Origin of the sequence: Streptomyces sp. R28 (assembly GCF_041052385.1) — a bacterium.
Classification (GTDB): domain Bacteria; phylum Actinomycetota; class Actinomycetes; order Streptomycetales; family Streptomycetaceae; genus Streptomyces.
Genome location: NZ_CP163439.1, coordinates 6757800 through 6775437, shown reverse-complemented (window position 1 = coordinate 6775437; position 17638 = coordinate 6757800). Strand labels below are relative to the sequence as shown.

Sequence of the window (17638 nt, the reverse complement as noted above, 5' to 3'; positions counted from 1 at the left end):
TCCTCGGTCCTGCGTCAGTCGGTGGTCGAGTCGAGCGGCATGGTCGCGGTCTTGCGGGCGTCGTCGAACTCCCAGCCGGGGACGATCGACGGGATCTGGACGACGGCCGTGACGGTGACCTCGTCGCCGCCTTCCGCGGGTTCACAGGTGACGGACAGCCAGTCGCTGACCGCGTTCTCGCACCCCTCCTGGGCGGTACCGGGTTCGAGCGAGGCGGCCCGCGCCCCGGCCCGGGCCGCCGTGCCCGCCTGCTGGGCGGCGTAGGCGATCAGGCCGACCTGCACGCCGGCCATGGCGACGAGGATCAGGATCGGGATGAACCCGAGGTACTCGATGGCGACCTGACCGCGCTCGCGTGACCTCTCGCGGGAGCCGTTGCCGTCGTACGACATCTCAGTCCTTCTCCTCCTGCACGGCCCCCGCATGGCCCTCGACGGTGAACGGGAAGCCGATCGAGCCGGGGAAGAGTACGGGCACCTCCAGGCGCACATCGGCCGTCACGTAAAGGCCGTTCGCCTCGCACTGCACGCTCGCGCCGCCCTCCCACGCGCTCGGCAGATGCTGCAGCCCGGCCTCCTCGCAGGCCGCCTGCCCCTCGGATGCCGTCGCCGCCCGCGCCGCCTCGTCCGCAGCATTCCCCGCGAGCGTGAACGTGTACCCCAGCAGCACGAACTGCCACAGCAGCACCAGCGTCAGGATGATCAGCGGGGTCATGCCGAGGAACTCGACGGTCACCTGACCCCGGTCGTCCCTGAGAGCCGGTCCACAGGCTCTCAGCCGCCGCCTCACCGCCCGAGCTCCTTGCGCCGCCGGAACGTCAGCGCCGCGCGGTCCCCGCCCCGCGCCCGGCCGTTGCGGCGCTGCTGGGCGGCGCCCTCGGTGCCCTTGACCAGCCCCAGCTCCCCCGCCAGCGCCCACAGGGCCTGCTTGACCGACCCCTTGCTGTCCAGCTCGTGCACCCGGCCGGCGTCGACCGCGCCCTGGAGCTCCTTGAAGTTGGCGGGGATCACGGTGCTCGCGATGCCCGTGCCGGTGATCCGCTGGATCAGCGCGGGCTGGATCTCGGTGGCGCGCGAGTAGCGGTTGACGACGATGGTGGTCTCCTCCGCCTTGCGGATCTGCAGGCGGTCCCACATCCGTACCGTGCGCTTGGCACCGCGCACCGCGACCACGTCCGGGGTGGCGACGAGGAGCGCCGTGTCGGCCATCTCCACGGCGGCCGCGCTCGCGCCGGTCAGCTGGGCGCCGCAGTCGATGACGACGACCTCGTAGCGGGAGCGCAGGGCGCTGACGATGTGGCGGGCGGCGTGGTCGGTGACCTCTTCGCCGCGTTCGCCGTCACCGGGGGCGAGGAGCAGGGCGACGCCGGTGTCGTGCCGGAACACCGCGTCCGCCAGCACGCGCGGCGTGATGTCGTTGATGGTGGCGAGGTCGACGACCGAGCGACGGAACTGGATGTCCAGGTAGGCGGCGATGTCGCCGGTCTGCAGGTCCATGTCGAGCAGGGCGGTGCTGCGGCCCGACGCCTGGGCGGCGAGGGCCAGTTGGATGGCCGTGAGGGTGGTCCCGACCCCGCCCTTCGCCCCGCTCACCGTGACGACCGTGCCGCCGACGCCGCTGAACACATCGCCGCCGGCGCCCAGATGCCGCCGGACGCCCACCGACCACTGGGCCACCGCGTTGACGCGGCTGGCCAGCTCCTCGTAGCTCAGCGGCAGGGCGACCAGGCCCCGCGCCCCGTAGTCCATGGCGGCCTGGAAGAGGCCGGGGCCGGCGTCGGAGGTGACGAGGATGACGCCCACCGCGGGGAAGCGCAGGGCGACCTCGCGGATGAGTTCCAGGGCCGGGACGGGGCCGATGCGCTCGTGGACGACGACGACCTCGGGCAGTTCGTCGATGGACTCGGCGGCCAGGCGGGCGAGGGTGTCGACGAGCTGGGTGGAGTCGGCCACCGGGGCCACCGGCTCGGCGTCGGGGAGCTGGCTGAGCAGCGTCGTGAGGGACCGGACCGCGTCCGCGTCGCCGACGGCCGGGAGGATCCTCGTGGGCATGGGGGCCTCTCACTTGTCCTTGGCGAGTTCGTAGGTGCGGTCCGTCGCGTCGACGTCGGAGCCGGTACCGGGTGCCACCAGGGCGAGCCGGACCTCGTCGGCGAACGACTCGGCGTAGGTGATGCGCTGGGCGTCGATGGTCTGGAGCGCGAAGGTGATCGGGACGGCGTCGGTGGGCTTGCGGTCGCGGTCCTCGGCGTCGGGCTTGAGTGCGGTCAGCTCGCCCACGTCGATGACCCTGGCGTTCTCCACGATGAGCTTGGACTGGTCGGGGTCGCTCTCGCGCCGGCCCTCGAAGGTGGCGTAGACGTTGACCGTGGAACCCGCGGTGATCTTGCCCGCCACGCCGGTCGCCGCGTCGATCATGATGGCGACCTCCTGCTCGCCCGGCTTCAGGGCGGGCTGGTCGACGATCATGTCGCTCTGGAGCAGGGAGCCCTTCCGCAGGGTCGTGACGGCGATCTTGCCCTGGATCTCGCGGAGATCGGTGACCGCGTTCTCCGAAAGCCACCGCTCGGGCATCTCGACCTTCTCGAACTGGCCGGCGCCGAGCTGCGTGTAGGGGGCGACGTTCGCCTTGACCCGGTAGGCGGTGACCTCGGGACCGACCTTGGACTTCACGTCGCTGATGACGGAGAGGACGCCGGCGAAGGCGCCGAGGGCGCACACGATCGACAGGAGCAGGAGTATGACGCCGCGGCGCTGACGGGAGTTCATGAACCGTGCAACCTCATTGGGGGAATCGGTCGGGAGCGGGCGGGTGGGGTCGGGGCGGCCTTGAGCGGCCGGGGTCCGGTCAGCCTGCGCGGGCCGGCTGCTCGTGGGCGGGCGGGAGGGCGGAGCAGAAGACGCAGCGGTCGCCGATGACGTCGATGCCGCACCAGTGACAGGAGTTCTGCCGTACCGAGGTGACGAGTTGGTAAAGCACCGACAGGTCGGGCAGGAAGGCGCAGAACTCGATCAGCTTGGGCGTCCCCCACCAGGTGGCGGACTCGGCGGGCAGCACCGCCTCGCGCAGGCCCTGCGCGTTCCAGACCTTGACCAGGTTGGAGGTGACCCAGTCGGACTGGAGCTGCCCCTGGGCGACCAGCATCGACGTACGGAACTCCGGGCCGCTGAGGGTGGCTCCGGGGGCGATGCGGACCAGTTGCGGGGTGGGGTGGGCGAGCACGCCGAACTGGCTGCCGGGCACCCAGGACTTGGCGTGCGACTTCAGGTCCACGGGGACACGGTCCAGCTTGGCGACGGAGCCGAGCAGCGCTCCGGCGTGGATGTAGTGGGCGAGCAGCCGGCCGGCCGAGGCGAGGACGCCGGGGCTGAGGTCGCAGGAGGCCAGCTGCCGCAGCTGGCGGGCCAGGACGGCGAGCCCGAGCGGGGGAAGTTCGGGGCGGAACACGGCGATACGGTCGCTCTCCAGCAGGGACCGCACGGTGTGCAGCCGGCGCTCCACGCCACGGGGGACGGCCGTCGAGCAGACGACGACCACATGGCCGTGCTGCTCGATCAGGGCCTGGATGGCCGCCAACGACCGCTCCAGCGGCTCCCGGTCGAGGTCCTGGAGCACGACGGCGGGCACGGTTCGCTCGTCCTGCGCCGGCAGCGCCATGTCGGCGCTGGTCACGGCAATGGCAGTTGGCACGCGCAGCTCCCCGATGACTTCATTGCGTGACTATCCCAGCACTGTATCCACGGCTCTGTTGCCGGAGAACAGCTTCTCTGCAGCCAGGAAGGAACTCCTCTCGTACAAGTACAGCCAATACGGGGCAAGTTACGCGCGCACATTCTCCACTACTGGAATCTCTTGACACGCGAATTGGTCTGGACCAAGTTGTTCAACATGTCTCTTGTCATGTCCATACGCAGCAGATCCCGGGTGGCCGCGGTCACCGCCGCCCTCGCCCTCGCCTTCCTCCCCGCGGCCCAGGCCTCGGCCGCGGACGTCAACAACGCCAAGAACGCCGGTTTCGAGTCCGGCCTGAGCAACTGGACCTGTTCCGCGAACAGCGGCACGACCGTCTCCTCGCCGGTGCACGGCGGCTCGACCGCGCTGAAGGCCACGCCGGCCGGGCAGGACAACGCCCGCTGCACCCAGGCGGTGGCGGTGCGGCCCAACTCGACGTACACGCTGAGCGCGTGGGTGCAGGGCGGCTACGCCTACCTGGGCGCGACGGGCACGGGCACGACCGACGTGTCGACCTGGACGCCGGACTCGGCGGCCTGGAAGCAGCTGTCGACCACCTTCACCACCGGCGCCTCGACGACCTCGGTGACGGTGTACACGCACGGCTGGTACGGGCAGGCGGCCTACTACACGGACGACGTGTCGGTGTACGGCCCCGACGGCGGCGGTGGCACCGACCCCTCCCCCACCGTCCCAGGGGCGCCGAGCGGCCTGTCCGTGTCGGGTACGACCTCCTCGTCGGTGTCGCTGGCCTGGAGCCCCGTCTCGGGCGCGACCGGCTACCACGTCTACCGGGACGGCACGAAGGTGAGCGCGGTGACCGGCACCTCGGCGACCGTGACCGGGCTCGCGGCCTCGACGTCGTACTCCTTCCAGGTCACGGCGGCCAACGCGGCCGGTGAGTCGCCGAAGTCGGCCGCGGTGACGGGCACGACCAACACACCGACCGGGCCCGGCCCCGCCCTCCCGAAGCACGCGGTGACCGGCTACTGGCAGAACTTCAACAACGGCGCCACGGTCCAGAAGCTCGCCGACGTCCAGTCCGCGTACGACATCATCGCCGTCGCCTTCGCGGACGCGGCCTCGACGCCGGGCGCGGTCACCTTCAACCTGGACTCGGCCGGGCTGGGCGGTTACACCGTCGACCAGTTCAAGGCGGACATCCGGGCGAAGCAGGCCGCCGGGAAGAAGGTCGTCGTCTCGGTCGGCGGCGAGCGCGGCACGGTGGCGGTGAACGACGCGGCGTCGGCGGCGAACTTCGCGAACTCCGTGTACTCCCTGATGCAGACGTACGGCTTCGACGGTGTCGACATCGACCTGGAGAACGGCCTCAACGCCACCTACATGACGCAGGCGCTGCGCTCGCTCTCGGCGAAGGCGGGCTCGTCGCTGATCATCACGATGGCGCCGCAGACCATCGACATGCAGTCGACGTCGAACACCTACTTCCAGACCGCGCTGAACATCAAGGACATCCTCACGGTCGTCAACATGCAGTACTACAACAGCGGTTCGATGCTGGGCTGCGACGGCAAGGTCTACAGCCAGGGCTCGGTGGACTTCCTGACCGCGCTGGCCTGCATCCAGCTGGAGGGCGGCCTGGCCCCGTCCCAGGTGGGGCTCGGGCTGCCGGCCTCGACGCGGGGCGCGGGCAGCGGGTACGTGTCCCCGTCGATCGTGAACAACGCCCTGGACTGCCTGGCGAAGGGCACGAACTGCGGCTCGTTCAAGCCGTCGCGGACCTACCCCGACCTGCGGGGCGCGATGACCTGGTCGACGAACTGGGACGCGACCGCGGGCAACGCGTGGTCGGGCGCCGTGGGCCCGCACGTGCACGGGCTGCCGTAGGAGCGGAGCCCTCTGTCCTCACCCCATGGGCCGGTAATGGCCAAGTACCCAGGCCAGCTGCGGGAACCACTCCTGCAGTCGCGTCCGGGGCTTGGCCTCCACCACGCACTCGTAGAACCTGCCGTCCACGTGGACCACGGCGACCATCAGGGCCTTGCCGTCCGGGCTCGCCTTGTAGTGGACGCCGCGGACCTCCGGCCACTGGAACTCGATGGTGAGGCCGGACATCTCGAAGGCGACGCCGGACGCGTCGACGACGACCGCATTGCGTTTGTCGATCGCCAGGAACTCCGGGCCGGCCGGAGCAGGCTGGGGCGGGACCGGGGCGTAGGGAGGCTGTGCGGAGGCGTACGAAGGCTGCACAGGCGGGTACGGGGGCTGTGCGGGCGCGTACTGCGGTGGGGGTGGGCCGAAGCCGGGGCCGGGTGGTGGGGGCTGCTCGGTCATCCGTGGAGTCCTCGGTCCTCGTGCTCGCTGGGTGCTCGCTGGGTACTCGCTGCAACTGATTCGGTGTTGCGGTGAAACATTCTCCCAGCCCTGGCGCATCAGTGAAGTGAGGACCTCACCGGCAGCCGGCGCACAGCAACAGGGGGAACGCATGAGACAGGCCCGCGCGGACGAGTACGCGGAGTTCGCCGCGGCCAGAGCCGGGCATCTGTACCGGTCGGCCTGTCTGCTGACCGCCGGGGACACCCACCTCGCCGAGGACCTCGTCCAGGAGACCCTGGGCCGGATCTACGTCCGCTGGGGGCGGGTGTCCCGGGTGGACAACCCAGCCGGGTACGCGCAGACCGTCCTCACCCGCGCCTTCCTCACCCATCAACGGCGGCGCAGCAGCACCGAGCGGGCCACGGACGCGATTCCCGACCGGGCGGCGGCCGACAGCGGAGACGGGGACGTGCCGCTGCGGCTGACCCTGCTCCAGGCGCTCGCCCGGCTGCCCGCCAAGGACCGGGCCGTGGTGGTCCTGCGGTACTGGGAGGACCGGTCCGTCGAGGAGACCGCAGACGCGCTGAACGCCAGCTCCGCCGCGGTGCGCACGCGGTGCACCCGAGCCCTCGGACGCCTGCGCGCGCTGCTGCGCGTGGACCTCGGCGAATACGCGGCTCCCTGACCCGCTGCCTCGTCCTCGGCACCTCATCTCCGGCCTCATCCCTTGCGGCCCCCTCTCTCTTACGACCCCAACCCCGAGAAACGGTGGTTTGCCATGCCTGTGGAACACGACGAGGAGCACTTCGAGGGGCGGCTCAGTCACGCCCTGCACGACGCCGGTGACCGCTTCGAAGCCGACCGGACCGCGCTCGTCGCCGCCGGACAGGCGCGCGGGCAGCGGCTGCGGCTACGGCGGCGAGCCGCGATGGTGGGCGGCGCGGCCGGGATCGCGGCGGTCGCGGTGGGCGGGGCGCTGCTGGTGCCCTGGGGCGGTTCGCCCGCCCCGCTGCCGTCCACTTCCAGCGTGGCCGACCAGCCGTCCGGCACGCCGTCGCCGTCCATCGCTCCGGTGACCGGCCGCGAACTCATCGAGACGCTCGAAGAACTGCTCCCCGAGGGCAAGGTCAGCGGGCGGGAGTCACGGGGCGCCGAGAAGCCCCTGCTGGCGCCGTACGCCCACCTCGTGCACGACGACGGCAAGGGCCCCGGGGCCATCGGCGTCAGCCTGGACCGGGTCGAGCCGGGCAGCGACCAGGCCCGCCAGACGACCGACTGCCCGGACAAGGCGTTCGTCCCGTACGACAGTTGCGTCGCCACCCGGCTGCCCGACGGCTCCCTGCTCAAGCTGTTCCAGGGCTACGAGTATCCCGACCGGCGCGTCGACACCAAGCTGTGGTCGGCCGACCTGGTCACCCCGACCGGGCAGCACGTCCACCTCAGCGAGTGGAACGCCGCCGCCGAGAAGGGCGCGCCGATCAGCAGGCCGAACCCGCCCCTGTCCACCGCCCAGTTGAAGGAACTGGTGACGGCACAGGTGTGGCGCGGGTACGTCGACTCCATTCCCGAGGACCCGAAGAAGCCGACGGCGACGGCCACACCCGACGCCCCCGCCGAGCAGAGCGTCGAGTCGATCCTGGGTACCGTCGTGCCGCTCCTGCCCGAGGGCGTGAAGGTCGTCGAGAAGGGCAGCGACTACTCCTACCTCGTCGTCGACGACGGCAAGGGCAGGAGCCTCGTCCAGATCGACGTCCAGCACGGCATGGGTGATCTCGCCGACGAGCTCTTCGGCGAAGACGCCGAGACACTGCCCGACGGCACGAAGGTCGCCACTCGGCAGAGCGGCGGCGACAAGGGCGTCGACGGCGCCGTGATGTGGACCGTCGACACCCTCCGTACCGGAACGGACGGCTTCCGGGTCGCCATCAGCGCCTTCAACTCCGGCACCCAGCACGACGCCCCGACCCGCGAGACCCCCGCCCTGACCATGAAGCAGCTCCGGGAGATCGCCCTCAGCCCCGAATGGGACCGGTTCCGCTAGGCCGCCGCTAGAAGAACTCCGACCACGGCTGGTCCCAGATCTGCTTCACGCACAGCACCAGGAACAGCAGGCCCGCGATCGCCAGCATGGCGTTGCTCAGCGGCCCGTTGCGCCACGGGCTCGGTGTGCGGGAGGAGTTGAGGAGCCAGATCAGGGTGCCGGCGAGGAAGGGCAGGAAGGCCGCGCCCAGGACGCCGTAGATGATGATCAGGCGGAAGGGCTGGCCCTGGAAGAGCAGGACGATGGGCGGGAAGGTCAGCCAGAGCAGGTAGGCGCGGAAGGGCCAGGAGCGCTCCCGCTCGCCCGAGGCGACCTCCTCGCCCTTCAGCTCCTCCCGCTTGCGGTAGCGGGCCACGAAGTCCGCGAACATCAGGCTCACGCCGTGCCAGACGCCGATGAGGGAGGTGAAGGAGGTGGCGAAGAAGCCGATCAGGAAGAACTTCGCCGTCGCCGTGCCGTACCTGTCCTCCAGGATGTCGCTCAGCTGGATCAGGCCCTTGTCGCCGCTCGCGATGGCGATGTTCGCGGAGTGCAGCAGCTCGGCGCCGACGAAGAGCATCGCGATCACGAAGATGCCGGTGGTGGCGTAGGCGACGCGGTTGTCGAACCGCATGACCTTCATCCAGCCGGTGTTCGTCCAGCCCTTGGCGTTGACCCAGTAGCCGTACGCGGCAAGGGTGATGGTGCCGCCTACGCCGCCGATCAGACCGAGGGTGTTGAGGATCGAGTCCTTCTCGTCGGGCAGGACGGGCAGCAGGCCCGCGAAGGCGTCCGGGAGGTGGGGCGTGACGCGGATCGCCAGGTACACCGTCACCACGAACATGACGCCGACCAGGGCCGTCATGACCTTCTCGAAGACGGCGTACTTGTTGAACCAGACGAAGACCAGGCCGACCAGCCCGCAGGCGATGGCCCACCATTCGAGGTCCATGACGTCCGGGAACAGTGCCTGGAGCGGGAGCGCGCTCGACGACATCGCCGCCGCGCCGTAGACGAAGCCCCAGACCACGACGTAGATCGCGAAGAAGTACGTGGTCCAACGGCCCAGGCTCGCCCAGCCGTCGAAGAGGGTGCGGCCGGTGGACAGGTGCCAGCGGCCCGCCGCCTCGGCGAGGGAGATCTTGACCAGGCAGCCGATGACGGCGGCCCAGAGCAGGGTGTAGCCGAAGTTGCTGCCCGCGATGAGGGTGGCGACGAGGTCGCCGGCGCCGACGCCGGTCGCGGCGACGACGATGCCGGGACCGATGTACCGCCAACTGGACTTGCGGGGCCGGGAGTCCGCCTCGCCGGCCTGCGATGCCGCTGTGTTTCCCGTGGTGTCCGCCATGAAGGTCAAGAAAGCCCAAAGGCGGCGGCCGGACAAGAGGGCGTGCGCGATCTCCACCCGATGTGCTCACGGGTGTTCGGGGCGGGCACTACGGCTGTCGCCGACCACAGCCGTCGCACCCACACGTCGCGAGCTCGAACCACACCGTCTTGCCCGACCTGTCCTGGTGGCAGCCCCAGCGCCGGGCCAGCGCATCCACCAGGAACATCCCCCGGCCGCTTTCCGAGGCGCCCGCGGCCAGCACCGTCGGAACGCGCCGGCCGCCGTCGCGGACCTCGCAGCGCAGGATGCCGTGCGCGGCGAACAGGGTGAGCCGAAAGCGGCTCGCGGAGTGCAGCAGGGCGTTGGTGGCCAGCTCGCTCACCAGCAGTTCGGCCACGTCCGCCAGGTCCTCCAGGTCCGCGAGCCCCCATCCCTCCAGCTGTCGGCGGACCTCCGCGCGGGCCTCGCGGACCGCGGAGGGACGGGGGTCGTACTCGACGCTGAGATGACCGGCTCCTATGGGCGGTTGGGGATACGAAGCGTACTGAGGTCCGGGATCCGGGAAGCGCGCCCCGTCGAGGTGCAGCATGGGTCCAGGGTGGCGGGCACGGGGGTACGGCGCACGGGGAGGAATACCTGATTCCATACCTGCGCCGGTACCCGAGCCCCACTACCCGTACGTGAGCCGTACGCTCGCCCCGTCCCGGTCGTCCCGCACGTCGACGTACGCGCACACCTGCCGGGCGAACCACAGCCCCTGCCCCGGTTCCAGCTCCGCGCTCGGCGGCGGTACGAAGCCCGCCAGCGGGTCGTCGACGCGGCGACCGGTACGCAGTTCGCAGACGCAGTCCGGCGCCTCGCCCCACAGCACGGCGCCGTCGAGCGGGCCGAGGACGGCGGCCGCCTCGGTGACGGCCGTGGCGAACAACTCCGCGTCAGCGGCGGCCAGTCCTCGCGCGCTCGCCCAGGTGCGTACGGCGTCGGAGGTGAGGGCCGGGCCGGTCAGGCGCTCGGCGTCGGCGGTGGCCGGTGGCAGCGGTACGGCGTCGAGTTCGGCGGCGAGGCGGACGGGGTCCTCGTACACGCCGGTGCCGGGGTGGGCGCGGCGGGCGGCGGCGACGATCGCGGGGCCCGTGACGCGGGAGTCGTAGGCGCACAGGGCCGTCGTCGCGAGGGGGGCGAAGAGGAGGTTGGCGAGGGCCTCGTAGCGGATCCACTCGGCGGTCTCACGCGGCGAGCGGCCCGCGCGGCCGCCCCAGACGGGTTCCATGAGCAGATGGATACGGCCGCCGGGGCCGGCGTGCCCGGCGAGGTAACCGGCGCCTTGGGCGACCGCGTTGGCGGCGGAGCCGGTGTACCACTCGGTGTGCGGGACGAGGCCGACGCTCTTGGCGTCGGGGCCGAGGGCGTCGCGCAGGAGGTCCAGGTTGCCGGGGGCGGCGATGGCCACGGGCGGCGGTTCGCCGGGGGCGGCGAGGGCTTCGGCGAGGAAGGGGAGAGCGGCGGCGAGGAACTCGTCGTCGGCCTCGAAGACGGTCATGCGGTGGTCGAATCCGGGCTGGGCCGAGGTGGGTTGAGTGGTCACGGGTCCGGGCTCCCTCTTGGGTGCGATGGATGCGGTGGGGGGGTGGTGGGTGAGTCGGGGGGGTGCGGTGGGTGAGTTGGGGGGTGTGGTGGGTGCGGTGGGTGCGGTGGGTGCGGGTCGAGGGTGGTGGGGACGGCCTCGGTGGCCGGACGGCTCAGGGTTGCGCCGCCATCCAGGCCGCGATCTGGCTGCGGTTGCTGAAGCCGAGCTTGCCGAGGATGCGTTCGACATGGCCTTCGGCGGTGCGGCGGGCGATGACCAGGCGGTCGGCGATCTGCTGGTTGGCGAGTCCCTCGGCGACGAGTGCGGCGACCTCGCTCTCGCGGCGGGTCAGGCGGACGCCGGTGGCGGGGTGCGTGAGGCGGACGCCGGTGGCCGGCTGGGGGGACCGGGGCCGGCCGTTCGGTCTCCGCCCGGCCGCGGGCCGTGGGGTCTGTCTGCCGTCGTGGAGGGCGTACTCGACGGTCTCCGCCAGGTCGAGTCCGGCGCCGCGTTCGTACGCCCGCTGGAAGTCGGGGCGGCCCAGGGCCTCGCTCGCCCGGCTCTCGCTGTCGCGGCGGGCCGAGTTCAGGGCCGCCGATCCCCAGCGGTCGCGGTCGATGCCGGCCCAGGTGCGGTCGGCGGCGCCGAGCAGGACGGCCGCCCGCTCGGGGGCGCCCGCCTGGGTGGCGATGTGGGCCAGGAGGTCGAGGGTGAGGGCGATGCCGGTGACGTCGTGGACGGTGAGTTTGAGGCGCAGCGCGTGACGGGCGTGGTGCTCGGCCCGGCGCCAGTCGCGCTGCACGGCGTGGGCGAGGGCGAGCATCCGCAGGACGTACGAGTGCACCCACTCCTCACCGCGCTGTTCGCACATCCGGCGCACCCCCTCGCAGACCTCGACGGCGCGCTCGGCCTCGCCCAGGAAACCCAGGGCGCAGGCGAGTTCGACCTGGTCGAGGCCGTGCAGGGAGAGGTGCTGGCCGGGGACGGGGCCGCGGGCGACGCTGGCCTCGAAGTGCTTCAGCGCGGTCGGCAGGTCGTCCATGAAGAGGGTGATGACGCCGATGACGTACTCGGCGTGGGCGGCCTCCGCCTCGTCGTCGAGGTCACGGGCCAAAGCGTGCGCGTCCCGGGCGAGGGCGAGGCCTGCCGTGAGGTCGTGCGTCGCGGCGGCGAGGAGGCCCGCGATCCACAGGCCACGGGCTCGTTCCCGGGTCGGCTCCGGGTTGGCGGCCAGGGCGCGGTCGAGCCAGTAGCGGCCCTCGCGAGGGGCGCCGCAGGCGTGCCAGTAGAACCACAGGGTGCCGGCGAGGCGCAGTCCGGCGAGGCGTTCGCCCGGGGTGGCGAGGCTGAAGTCGAACGCGGTGCGGAGGTTGTCCTGGTCGGCGCGCAGGCGGGCGACGATCTCGCGCTGGCCCGGTCCGAACCAGGCGCTCTCGCAGGCGGTGGCGCGCTGCAGCATCCAGTCGCGCTGGCGGCGCCGGGCCGCGGGCTCCTCACCGGGCAGCCGGCGCAGGCGGTCCAGGCCGTAGTGGCGGAGGGTGTCGAGGAGGCGGTAGCGGATGCCGTCGGGGCCGGACTCCCGGGACAGTACGGACTTGTCGACGAGGCCGGTGACGGCGTCGAGGACGTCGTAGGGGTGGATGCCGGGGGAAGTGGCCGCCGCGGGTTCCTCGCCCCCGCGGACCGCTCCCGCCTCCCCCGCACAGACCGCCTCACCCGCACAGACCACTTCCGCCGCACAGACCGCTTCCGCCGTCTCCAGATCAAAACTCCCCGCCAGCACCGACAGCCGTGCCCACACCAACTGCTCGCGCTCGGTGCACAGTTCGTGGCTCCAGTCGACCGCCGCCCGCAGGGTCTGGTGGCGGGGCAGGGCGGCGGGGCTGCCGCCGGTGAGGAGGCGGTAGCGGTCGTCGAGGCGGTCGAGGAGCTGGTCGACGTCGAGGACACGCATGCGGACGGCGGCGAGTTCGATGGCGAGGGGGAGGCCGTCGAGCCGGCGGCACAGACGGGCGACGGCTGCCCGGTTCGCGGCGGTCAGGCGGAAGCCGGGGACCACCGCGGCCGCTCGGTCGGCGAAGAGGGCCAGGGCCGGGTAGCCCTCGGGGCCGGAGAGGTCGCCGTCGGGGTCGGGGACCGGCAGGGGCCGTAGGTCCAGGAGGTGTTCCTCGGTGAGACCCAGACGGTGGCGGCTGGTGGCGAGGATCCGTACGCCGGTCGTGCCGTGCAGCAGGGCCGCGGCGAGTTCGGCGCAGGCCGGCAGCAGATGTTCGCAGTTGTCGACGAGCAGCAGCAGCCGACGGTCCCGCACCTGCTCCACCAGTGCCTGGAGCGGCGGCTGCGCGGAGTGGTCGTGCAGGTCGAGCGCGTCGGCGGCGGCGAGCGGCACGAGCGTGGGGTCGTGGAGTCCGGAGAGGTGCACGATGCGCACGCCGTCCGGGAAGGTGCGCCGGACACCGGCCGCGATGCGTGCGGCGAGGCGGGTCTTGCCGACGCCGCCGGGCCCGGTCAGGGTGACCAGCCGCGCTCTGGCCAACAGCTCGCGCCCTGCGGCGAGTTCGCCGCGCCGGTCGACGAAGCTGGTCGTCTCGACCGGCAGGTGTTGATCCCGTCGTGGCGCTGATCCGCCCATGATCAGCCGTTCCTCCGGGGTGGTGTCGAAGGGAGCCGAGGAGCAGGGAGTCGGGGAGCGGAGGTGTCCAGGACCGAAGGAGTCGAGGACCGAAGGAGTCGGGTGGCGAGGGAGCCGGAGGGTGCGCCGATCCCCGCCATTGCCGCCGCTCCCACCGCTCCCCCCTTGCGCGGTTACTCACCCTCCCCCGCCCCCACGCCGGCCCGCACGCCCGGCTCACACCCCCGGGTGGACTTCGTCCGGGACCGCTCGCCGCGCACCACGCACGCGTACACTGCGCGGCTGATTTTCGAATGGTTCACGCCATCAATCACCGTGCCACCCTTGACCTGTCCATGCCACCGGCCCACGATGAGCGCCACACCCGCATCACGCAGTACGTCGCAGTGAACCCCACCCCCCACTCCCACAAGGAGAATTCATGCGACTTCGCACACGCGGCTCAGGCGGCCGCAGCGGCAGACGTACCGCCGCGTTCGCCACGCTGCTCGCTCTCGCCCTCGCGGCGCCCCTCTCCAACAACGTGTCCGCGAACGCCGACAGCGCCACCAAGGCGGTCTCGTCGACCGATGACGCCCGGCAGTACGAGGTGCACATGCACTCGACCGCCAAGGACCGCACCGCACTTCAGCGGACGGGTGTGACCGTGGACGAGGTCCACAGTCACGGCGTCGTCGTCTCCGGCCGCGCGGACCAGATCAAGAGGCTGCGCGAGCTCGGTTACGACGTCACCCCGCTCGGCGCGGTCCCCGACCGCTCCTCCGGCAAGGACGACGTCCGCCTCTACGACTTCCCGTCCGGCGACTCGCGCTATCACAACTACGCGGAGATGACGAGCGAGATCAACTCGATCGTCTCGGCCAACTCCTCCATCGCGAGCCAGCGCGTGATCGGGCAGTCGTACCAGGGCCGGAACATCGTCGCCATCAAGATCAGCGACAACGTGGGGACCGACGAGTCCGAGCCGGAGGTCCTCTTCACCCACCACCAGCACGCCCGTGAGCACCTCACCGTCGAGATGGCGCTCTATCTGCTGCGCGAGCTGACCTCCGACTACGGCAGCGACTCGCGGGTCACCAGCATGGTGAACAACCGCGAGATCTGGATCGTGCCCGACCTCAACCCGGACGGCGGCGAGTACGACATCGCCAGCGGCTCCTACCGGTCGTGGCGCAAGAACCGGCAGCCCAACTCCGGTTCGTCGAACGTCGGGACCGACCTCAACCGGAACTGGAACTACCGGTGGGGCTGCTGCGGCGGTTCGTCGGGGTCGACGTCCTCGGAGACGTACCGGGGCGCGTCCGCCGAGTCGGCGCCGGAGGTCAAGGTGGTCGCCAACTTCGTGCGCAGCCGCGTGGTCGGCGGGGTTCAGCAGATCAAGGCCGGAGTCGACTTCCACACGTACAGCGAGCTGGTGTTGTGGCCCTTCGGGTACACGTCCTCCGACACGACGACCGGCATGACCGCCGACGACCGGAACGCGTTCGCCACGGTCGGCCAGAAGATGGCGGCGAGCAACGGCTACACGCCGGAGCAGTCCAGTGACCTGTACATCACCGACGGGTCGATCGACGACTGGCTGTGGGGCAACCAGAAGATCTTCGCGTACACCTTCGAGATGTACCCGTCCTCCAGCTCCGGGGGTGGGTTCTACCCGCCCGACGAGGTGATCGAGCGGGAGACGTCCCGGAACCGGGACGCGGTGCTGCAACTGCTGGAGAACTCGGACTGCATGTACCGGTCCATCGGCAAGCAAGCCCAGTACTGCAGCTAGTTGCTCGGCAGCCGGTCGCTCGGCGGCCGGCTGCTCGGCAACCGGCTACTTGGCGTCCGCCTCCACCGCGGCCTCGTCCTCGGCGTCGTCTTCTTCGAAGTAGGCGTCGAGGACCGCGTCCAGCTGCTCGTCCCACTCCTTGAAGCGGCTCCTGGCCGCCGCCTCGATCTCGATCGGGTACCAGCGGCGGTCAGGAGTGTGCACCGTGACGGTGAAACGCTTCCCGAAGCGCGGGGCCTCCGTCTCGATCGCGCCGATCTCGTCCCAACGGAACTCGCACTCCTGGTCGTCCAGGGAGAGACGGACGCCCTTGTGGTCGGCGACGATACGGGCCCGGCGGTCGGCGGCATCGAAGACGGGGCCGTCGGCCGGAGCCTCGTCCTCGGCCTCGTCGGCTTCCTCGTCCGTCTCGTCGTCGTCGGCGTCGTCGGCCTCCGCCTCGGGCTCGTCGGCGGCTTTGAGATCCGTATCCCCGGAGTCCGTATCCCCGGCGTTCGACTTCGCCGAATCCGCCCTCTCGGAATCGGTCTTCTCGGAGGCGGACTCCTCGGCCACGTCGTCGTCCTTCACGTCCACCGGCTCGGCGGACGCGGGCGAGGTGAGCCCGGGGATGAAGGCCGGGTCGAACCCGGCGCCTTCCAGGGGCTGGCTGCCTGAACCTATGCGCTGCTCCACAGCGGAGCAGTATGGTCGACAACCCTGTGTCCCGCGCAACCAGCCCCCGCATCGTTACACGAACAAGCTCAACACCGCCGCCACCACGAACCCGGCCACCGACAGCACACTCTCCAGCACGGTCCACGTCTTCAACGTGTCCCGCTCGCTGATGCCGAAGTACTTGGCGACGATCCAGAAGCCGCCGTCATTGACGTGCGAGGCGAAGATCGAGCCCGCCGAGATGGCCATGATGACGAGGGCGATGAAGGGCTGGGAGTGGTCGCCCTCGGTGAGAAGCGGGGCGACGATGCCGGCCGTCGTGACGATGGCGACCGTCGCCGAACCCTGGGCCACCCGCAGGACCACCGAGATCAGGTACGACAGGACGATCACCGGGAGACCGACGTCGTTGAAGGTGTCGGAGAGCGCCTGGGCCACGCCGCTGGCCTTGAGGACGGCGCCGAAGACACCGCCCGCGCCGACGACCAGGAGGATGTTGCCCACCGGCTTGAGCGAGGAAGTCGACACCGTCTCCAGCGACTTGCGCGACCAGCCGCGGCGGATGCCCAGCAGGTAGTACGCGAGCAGCAGGGCGATCGTCAGGGCCACGAACGGGTGGCCGAAGAACTCGATCACCGAGCGGGTGGTGGAGGGGTCCAGGGCGATCGAGGAGAAGGTGGCCGCCAGGATCAGCACCAGCGGCGTACCGATGATGCCGAGGACCGTGCCCAGGGGGACGGGCGTCTCCCGCGGTTCGACCCCCGCCGCGCGCTGCTCGTCGATCACGGCCTGCTTGGCCTCGTCGGCCGCCTCGACCATGTCCTGCGGTACGGCGACGAAGACGCGCCGCCCGATCCAGCCGGAGAACGCCCACGCGGCGAGCACCGCCGGGATGCCGCAGACGACGCCCATGAGGATGACCCAGCCCAGCTGGACGTGGAGCAGGCCGGCTGCCGCGACCGGACCGGGGTGCGGGGGCAGGAAGGCGTGGGTCATCGACAGGCCGGCGAGCAGCGGCAGGCAGTACAGCAGGATCGACTTGCCCGAGCGCTTGGCCGCCGCGTACACGAGCGGCGCGAGGACGAAGATGCCGACGTCGAAGAAGACCGGGATACCGAAGATGAGGCCGGTGAGGCCCATGGCGAGGGGGGCGCGCTTCTCGCCGAAGAGGTGGAGGAGGCGCGACGCCAACACCTCGGCGCCGCCGCTGACTTCGAGGATCGCGCCGAGCATGGTGCCCAGGCCGATGATGATCGCGACATGACCGAGGATGCCGCCCATGCCGGACTCGATGGTCGACACCGCGTCCGAACGCTGGACGGTGCCGAAGAGCTCGGTGACCGAGAGGCCCGCCATCAGGCCGACGGCTATGGAGACGGCGAGGAGGGCCACGAAGGGCTGCAGGCGCGTCTTGATGATCAGGAACAGGAGCAGGGCGATGCCGATGGCGGCGACCGTCAGCAGTCCGGCCGTACCGTCGATGAGGAGGAGCAGTCCGCCGGTGTGGGGTGGTGTCTCGGCTGGGGCGGATGCGGCGAGCGGGAGGGACAGAGGGGACATTCGGGGGTCCTCGCGGTAAGTACATCAGGCTTTCGGGCAGGGGGGATCGCGGCATGGCGTCCCAGGGGTGACGGACACCATGCCGTGTA

The 17638-nt window shown here is 71.0% G+C and carries 16 protein-coding genes; 4 read left to right on the top strand and 12 right to left on the bottom strand.

Features of this window, described 5'->3' with window-relative positions; all coding sequences use genetic code 11:
* Nucleotides 1-14 precede the first annotated feature (14 nt).
* From AB5J49_RS30500 to AB5J49_RS30480, 5 genes are all read right to left on the bottom strand, one after another.
* Nucleotides 15-392 (bottom strand): TadE/TadG family type IV pilus assembly protein, encoded by a 378-nt coding sequence (locus AB5J49_RS30500; protein WP_369172072.1) that lies wholly within the window; start codon nucleotides 390-392, stop codon nucleotides 15-17.
* A 1-nt stretch (nucleotide 393) separates the two neighbouring features.
* The gene (locus tag AB5J49_RS30495; RefSeq protein ID WP_369175321.1) at nucleotides 394-714 is read right to left on the bottom strand and encodes a pilus assembly protein; all 321 of its coding nucleotides are present in this window, start codon (nucleotides 712-714) and stop codon (nucleotides 394-396) included.
* Between the two features lie 71 nt (nucleotides 715-785).
* Entirely contained in the window at nucleotides 786-2051 is a 1266-nt protein-coding gene (locus AB5J49_RS30490) for a CpaE family protein (RefSeq protein WP_369172071.1), read from the bottom strand.
* 9 nt (nucleotides 2052-2060) lie between these two features.
* Complete coding sequence (cpaB, locus tag AB5J49_RS30485; protein WP_369172069.1) at nucleotides 2061-2768, bottom strand: Flp pilus assembly protein CpaB; 708 nt, start codon at nucleotides 2766-2768, stop codon at nucleotides 2061-2063.
* A 79-nt stretch (nucleotides 2769-2847) separates the two neighbouring features.
* Nucleotides 2848-3657 carry a hypothetical protein gene (locus tag AB5J49_RS30480; RefSeq protein WP_369175320.1) on the bottom strand — a complete coding sequence of 270 codons (810 nt, stop codon included), beginning with the start codon at nucleotides 3655-3657 and terminating at the stop codon, nucleotides 2848-2850.
* A 243-nt stretch (nucleotides 3658-3900) separates the two neighbouring features.
* Here AB5J49_RS30480 and AB5J49_RS30475 point away from each other — a divergent pair, with 243 nt between their 5' ends.
* Nucleotides 3901-5580 (top strand): chitinase, encoded by a 1680-nt coding sequence (locus AB5J49_RS30475; RefSeq protein ID WP_369172068.1) that lies wholly within the window; start codon nucleotides 3901-3903, stop codon nucleotides 5578-5580.
* A gap of 18 nt (nucleotides 5581-5598) precedes the next feature.
* On the opposite strand, the gene AB5J49_RS30470 is transcribed toward AB5J49_RS30475, so the two are convergent.
* A complete protein-coding gene (locus AB5J49_RS30470; protein WP_369172066.1) occupies nucleotides 5599-6027 on the bottom strand; it encodes a hypothetical protein in 429 nt (142 codons plus the stop codon).
* 151 nt (nucleotides 6028-6178) lie between these two features.
* Here AB5J49_RS30470 and AB5J49_RS30465 point away from each other — a divergent pair, with 151 nt between their 5' ends.
* Together AB5J49_RS30465 and AB5J49_RS30460 are read left to right on the top strand one after the other, a co-directional pair.
* Nucleotides 6179-6694 carry a SigE family RNA polymerase sigma factor gene (locus tag AB5J49_RS30465; protein WP_369172064.1) on the top strand — a complete coding sequence of 172 codons (516 nt, stop codon included), beginning with the start codon at nucleotides 6179-6181 and terminating at the stop codon, nucleotides 6692-6694.
* A gap of 93 nt (nucleotides 6695-6787) precedes the next feature.
* Entirely contained in the window at nucleotides 6788-8050 is a 1263-nt protein-coding gene (locus AB5J49_RS30460; protein ID WP_369172062.1) for a hypothetical protein, read from the top strand.
* A gap of 7 nt (nucleotides 8051-8057) precedes the next feature.
* Here AB5J49_RS30460 and AB5J49_RS30455 read toward each other — a convergent pair whose 3' ends face one another.
* The 4 genes from AB5J49_RS30455 to AB5J49_RS30440 form a co-directional block, all read right to left on the bottom strand.
* Nucleotides 8058-9377: an Nramp family divalent metal transporter gene (locus AB5J49_RS30455; RefSeq protein ID WP_369172061.1), complete on the bottom strand. Its 1320-nt coding sequence runs from the start codon at nucleotides 9375-9377 to the stop codon at nucleotides 8058-8060.
* 88 nt (nucleotides 9378-9465) lie between these two features.
* Nucleotides 9466-9948, bottom strand: coding sequence for an ATP-binding protein (locus tag AB5J49_RS30450; RefSeq protein ID WP_369172059.1), 483 nt, complete (start codon nucleotides 9946-9948; stop codon nucleotides 9466-9468).
* An 81-nt stretch (nucleotides 9949-10029) separates the two neighbouring features.
* Entirely contained in the window at nucleotides 10030-10944 is a 915-nt protein-coding gene (locus tag AB5J49_RS30445) for an anti-sigma factor RsbA family regulatory protein (protein ID WP_369172057.1), read from the bottom strand.
* Nucleotides 10945-11098: 154 nt separating this feature from the next.
* Nucleotides 11099-13558: a LuxR C-terminal-related transcriptional regulator gene (locus AB5J49_RS30440; RefSeq protein WP_369172056.1), complete on the bottom strand. Its 2460-nt coding sequence runs from the start codon at nucleotides 13556-13558 to the stop codon at nucleotides 11099-11101.
* A gap of 421 nt (nucleotides 13559-13979) precedes the next feature.
* On the opposite strand from AB5J49_RS30440, the gene AB5J49_RS30435 reads away from it, so the two are divergent.
* Nucleotides 13980-15332 carry a M14 family metallopeptidase gene (locus tag AB5J49_RS30435; RefSeq protein ID WP_369172055.1) on the top strand — a complete coding sequence of 451 codons (1353 nt, stop codon included), beginning with the start codon at nucleotides 13980-13982 and terminating at the stop codon, nucleotides 15330-15332.
* A gap of 45 nt (nucleotides 15333-15377) precedes the next feature.
* Here AB5J49_RS30435 and AB5J49_RS30430 read toward each other — a convergent pair whose 3' ends face one another.
* Nucleotides 15378-16007, bottom strand: a complete 630-nt coding sequence (locus AB5J49_RS30430) for a hypothetical protein (protein ID WP_369172054.1) — start codon at nucleotides 16005-16007, stop codon at nucleotides 15378-15380.
* A 54-nt stretch (nucleotides 16008-16061) separates the two neighbouring features.
* The gene (locus AB5J49_RS30425; protein ID WP_369172053.1) at nucleotides 16062-17549 is read right to left on the bottom strand and encodes a GntP family permease; all 1488 of its coding nucleotides are present in this window, start codon (nucleotides 17547-17549) and stop codon (nucleotides 16062-16064) included.
* Nucleotides 17550-17638 lie beyond the last annotated feature (89 nt).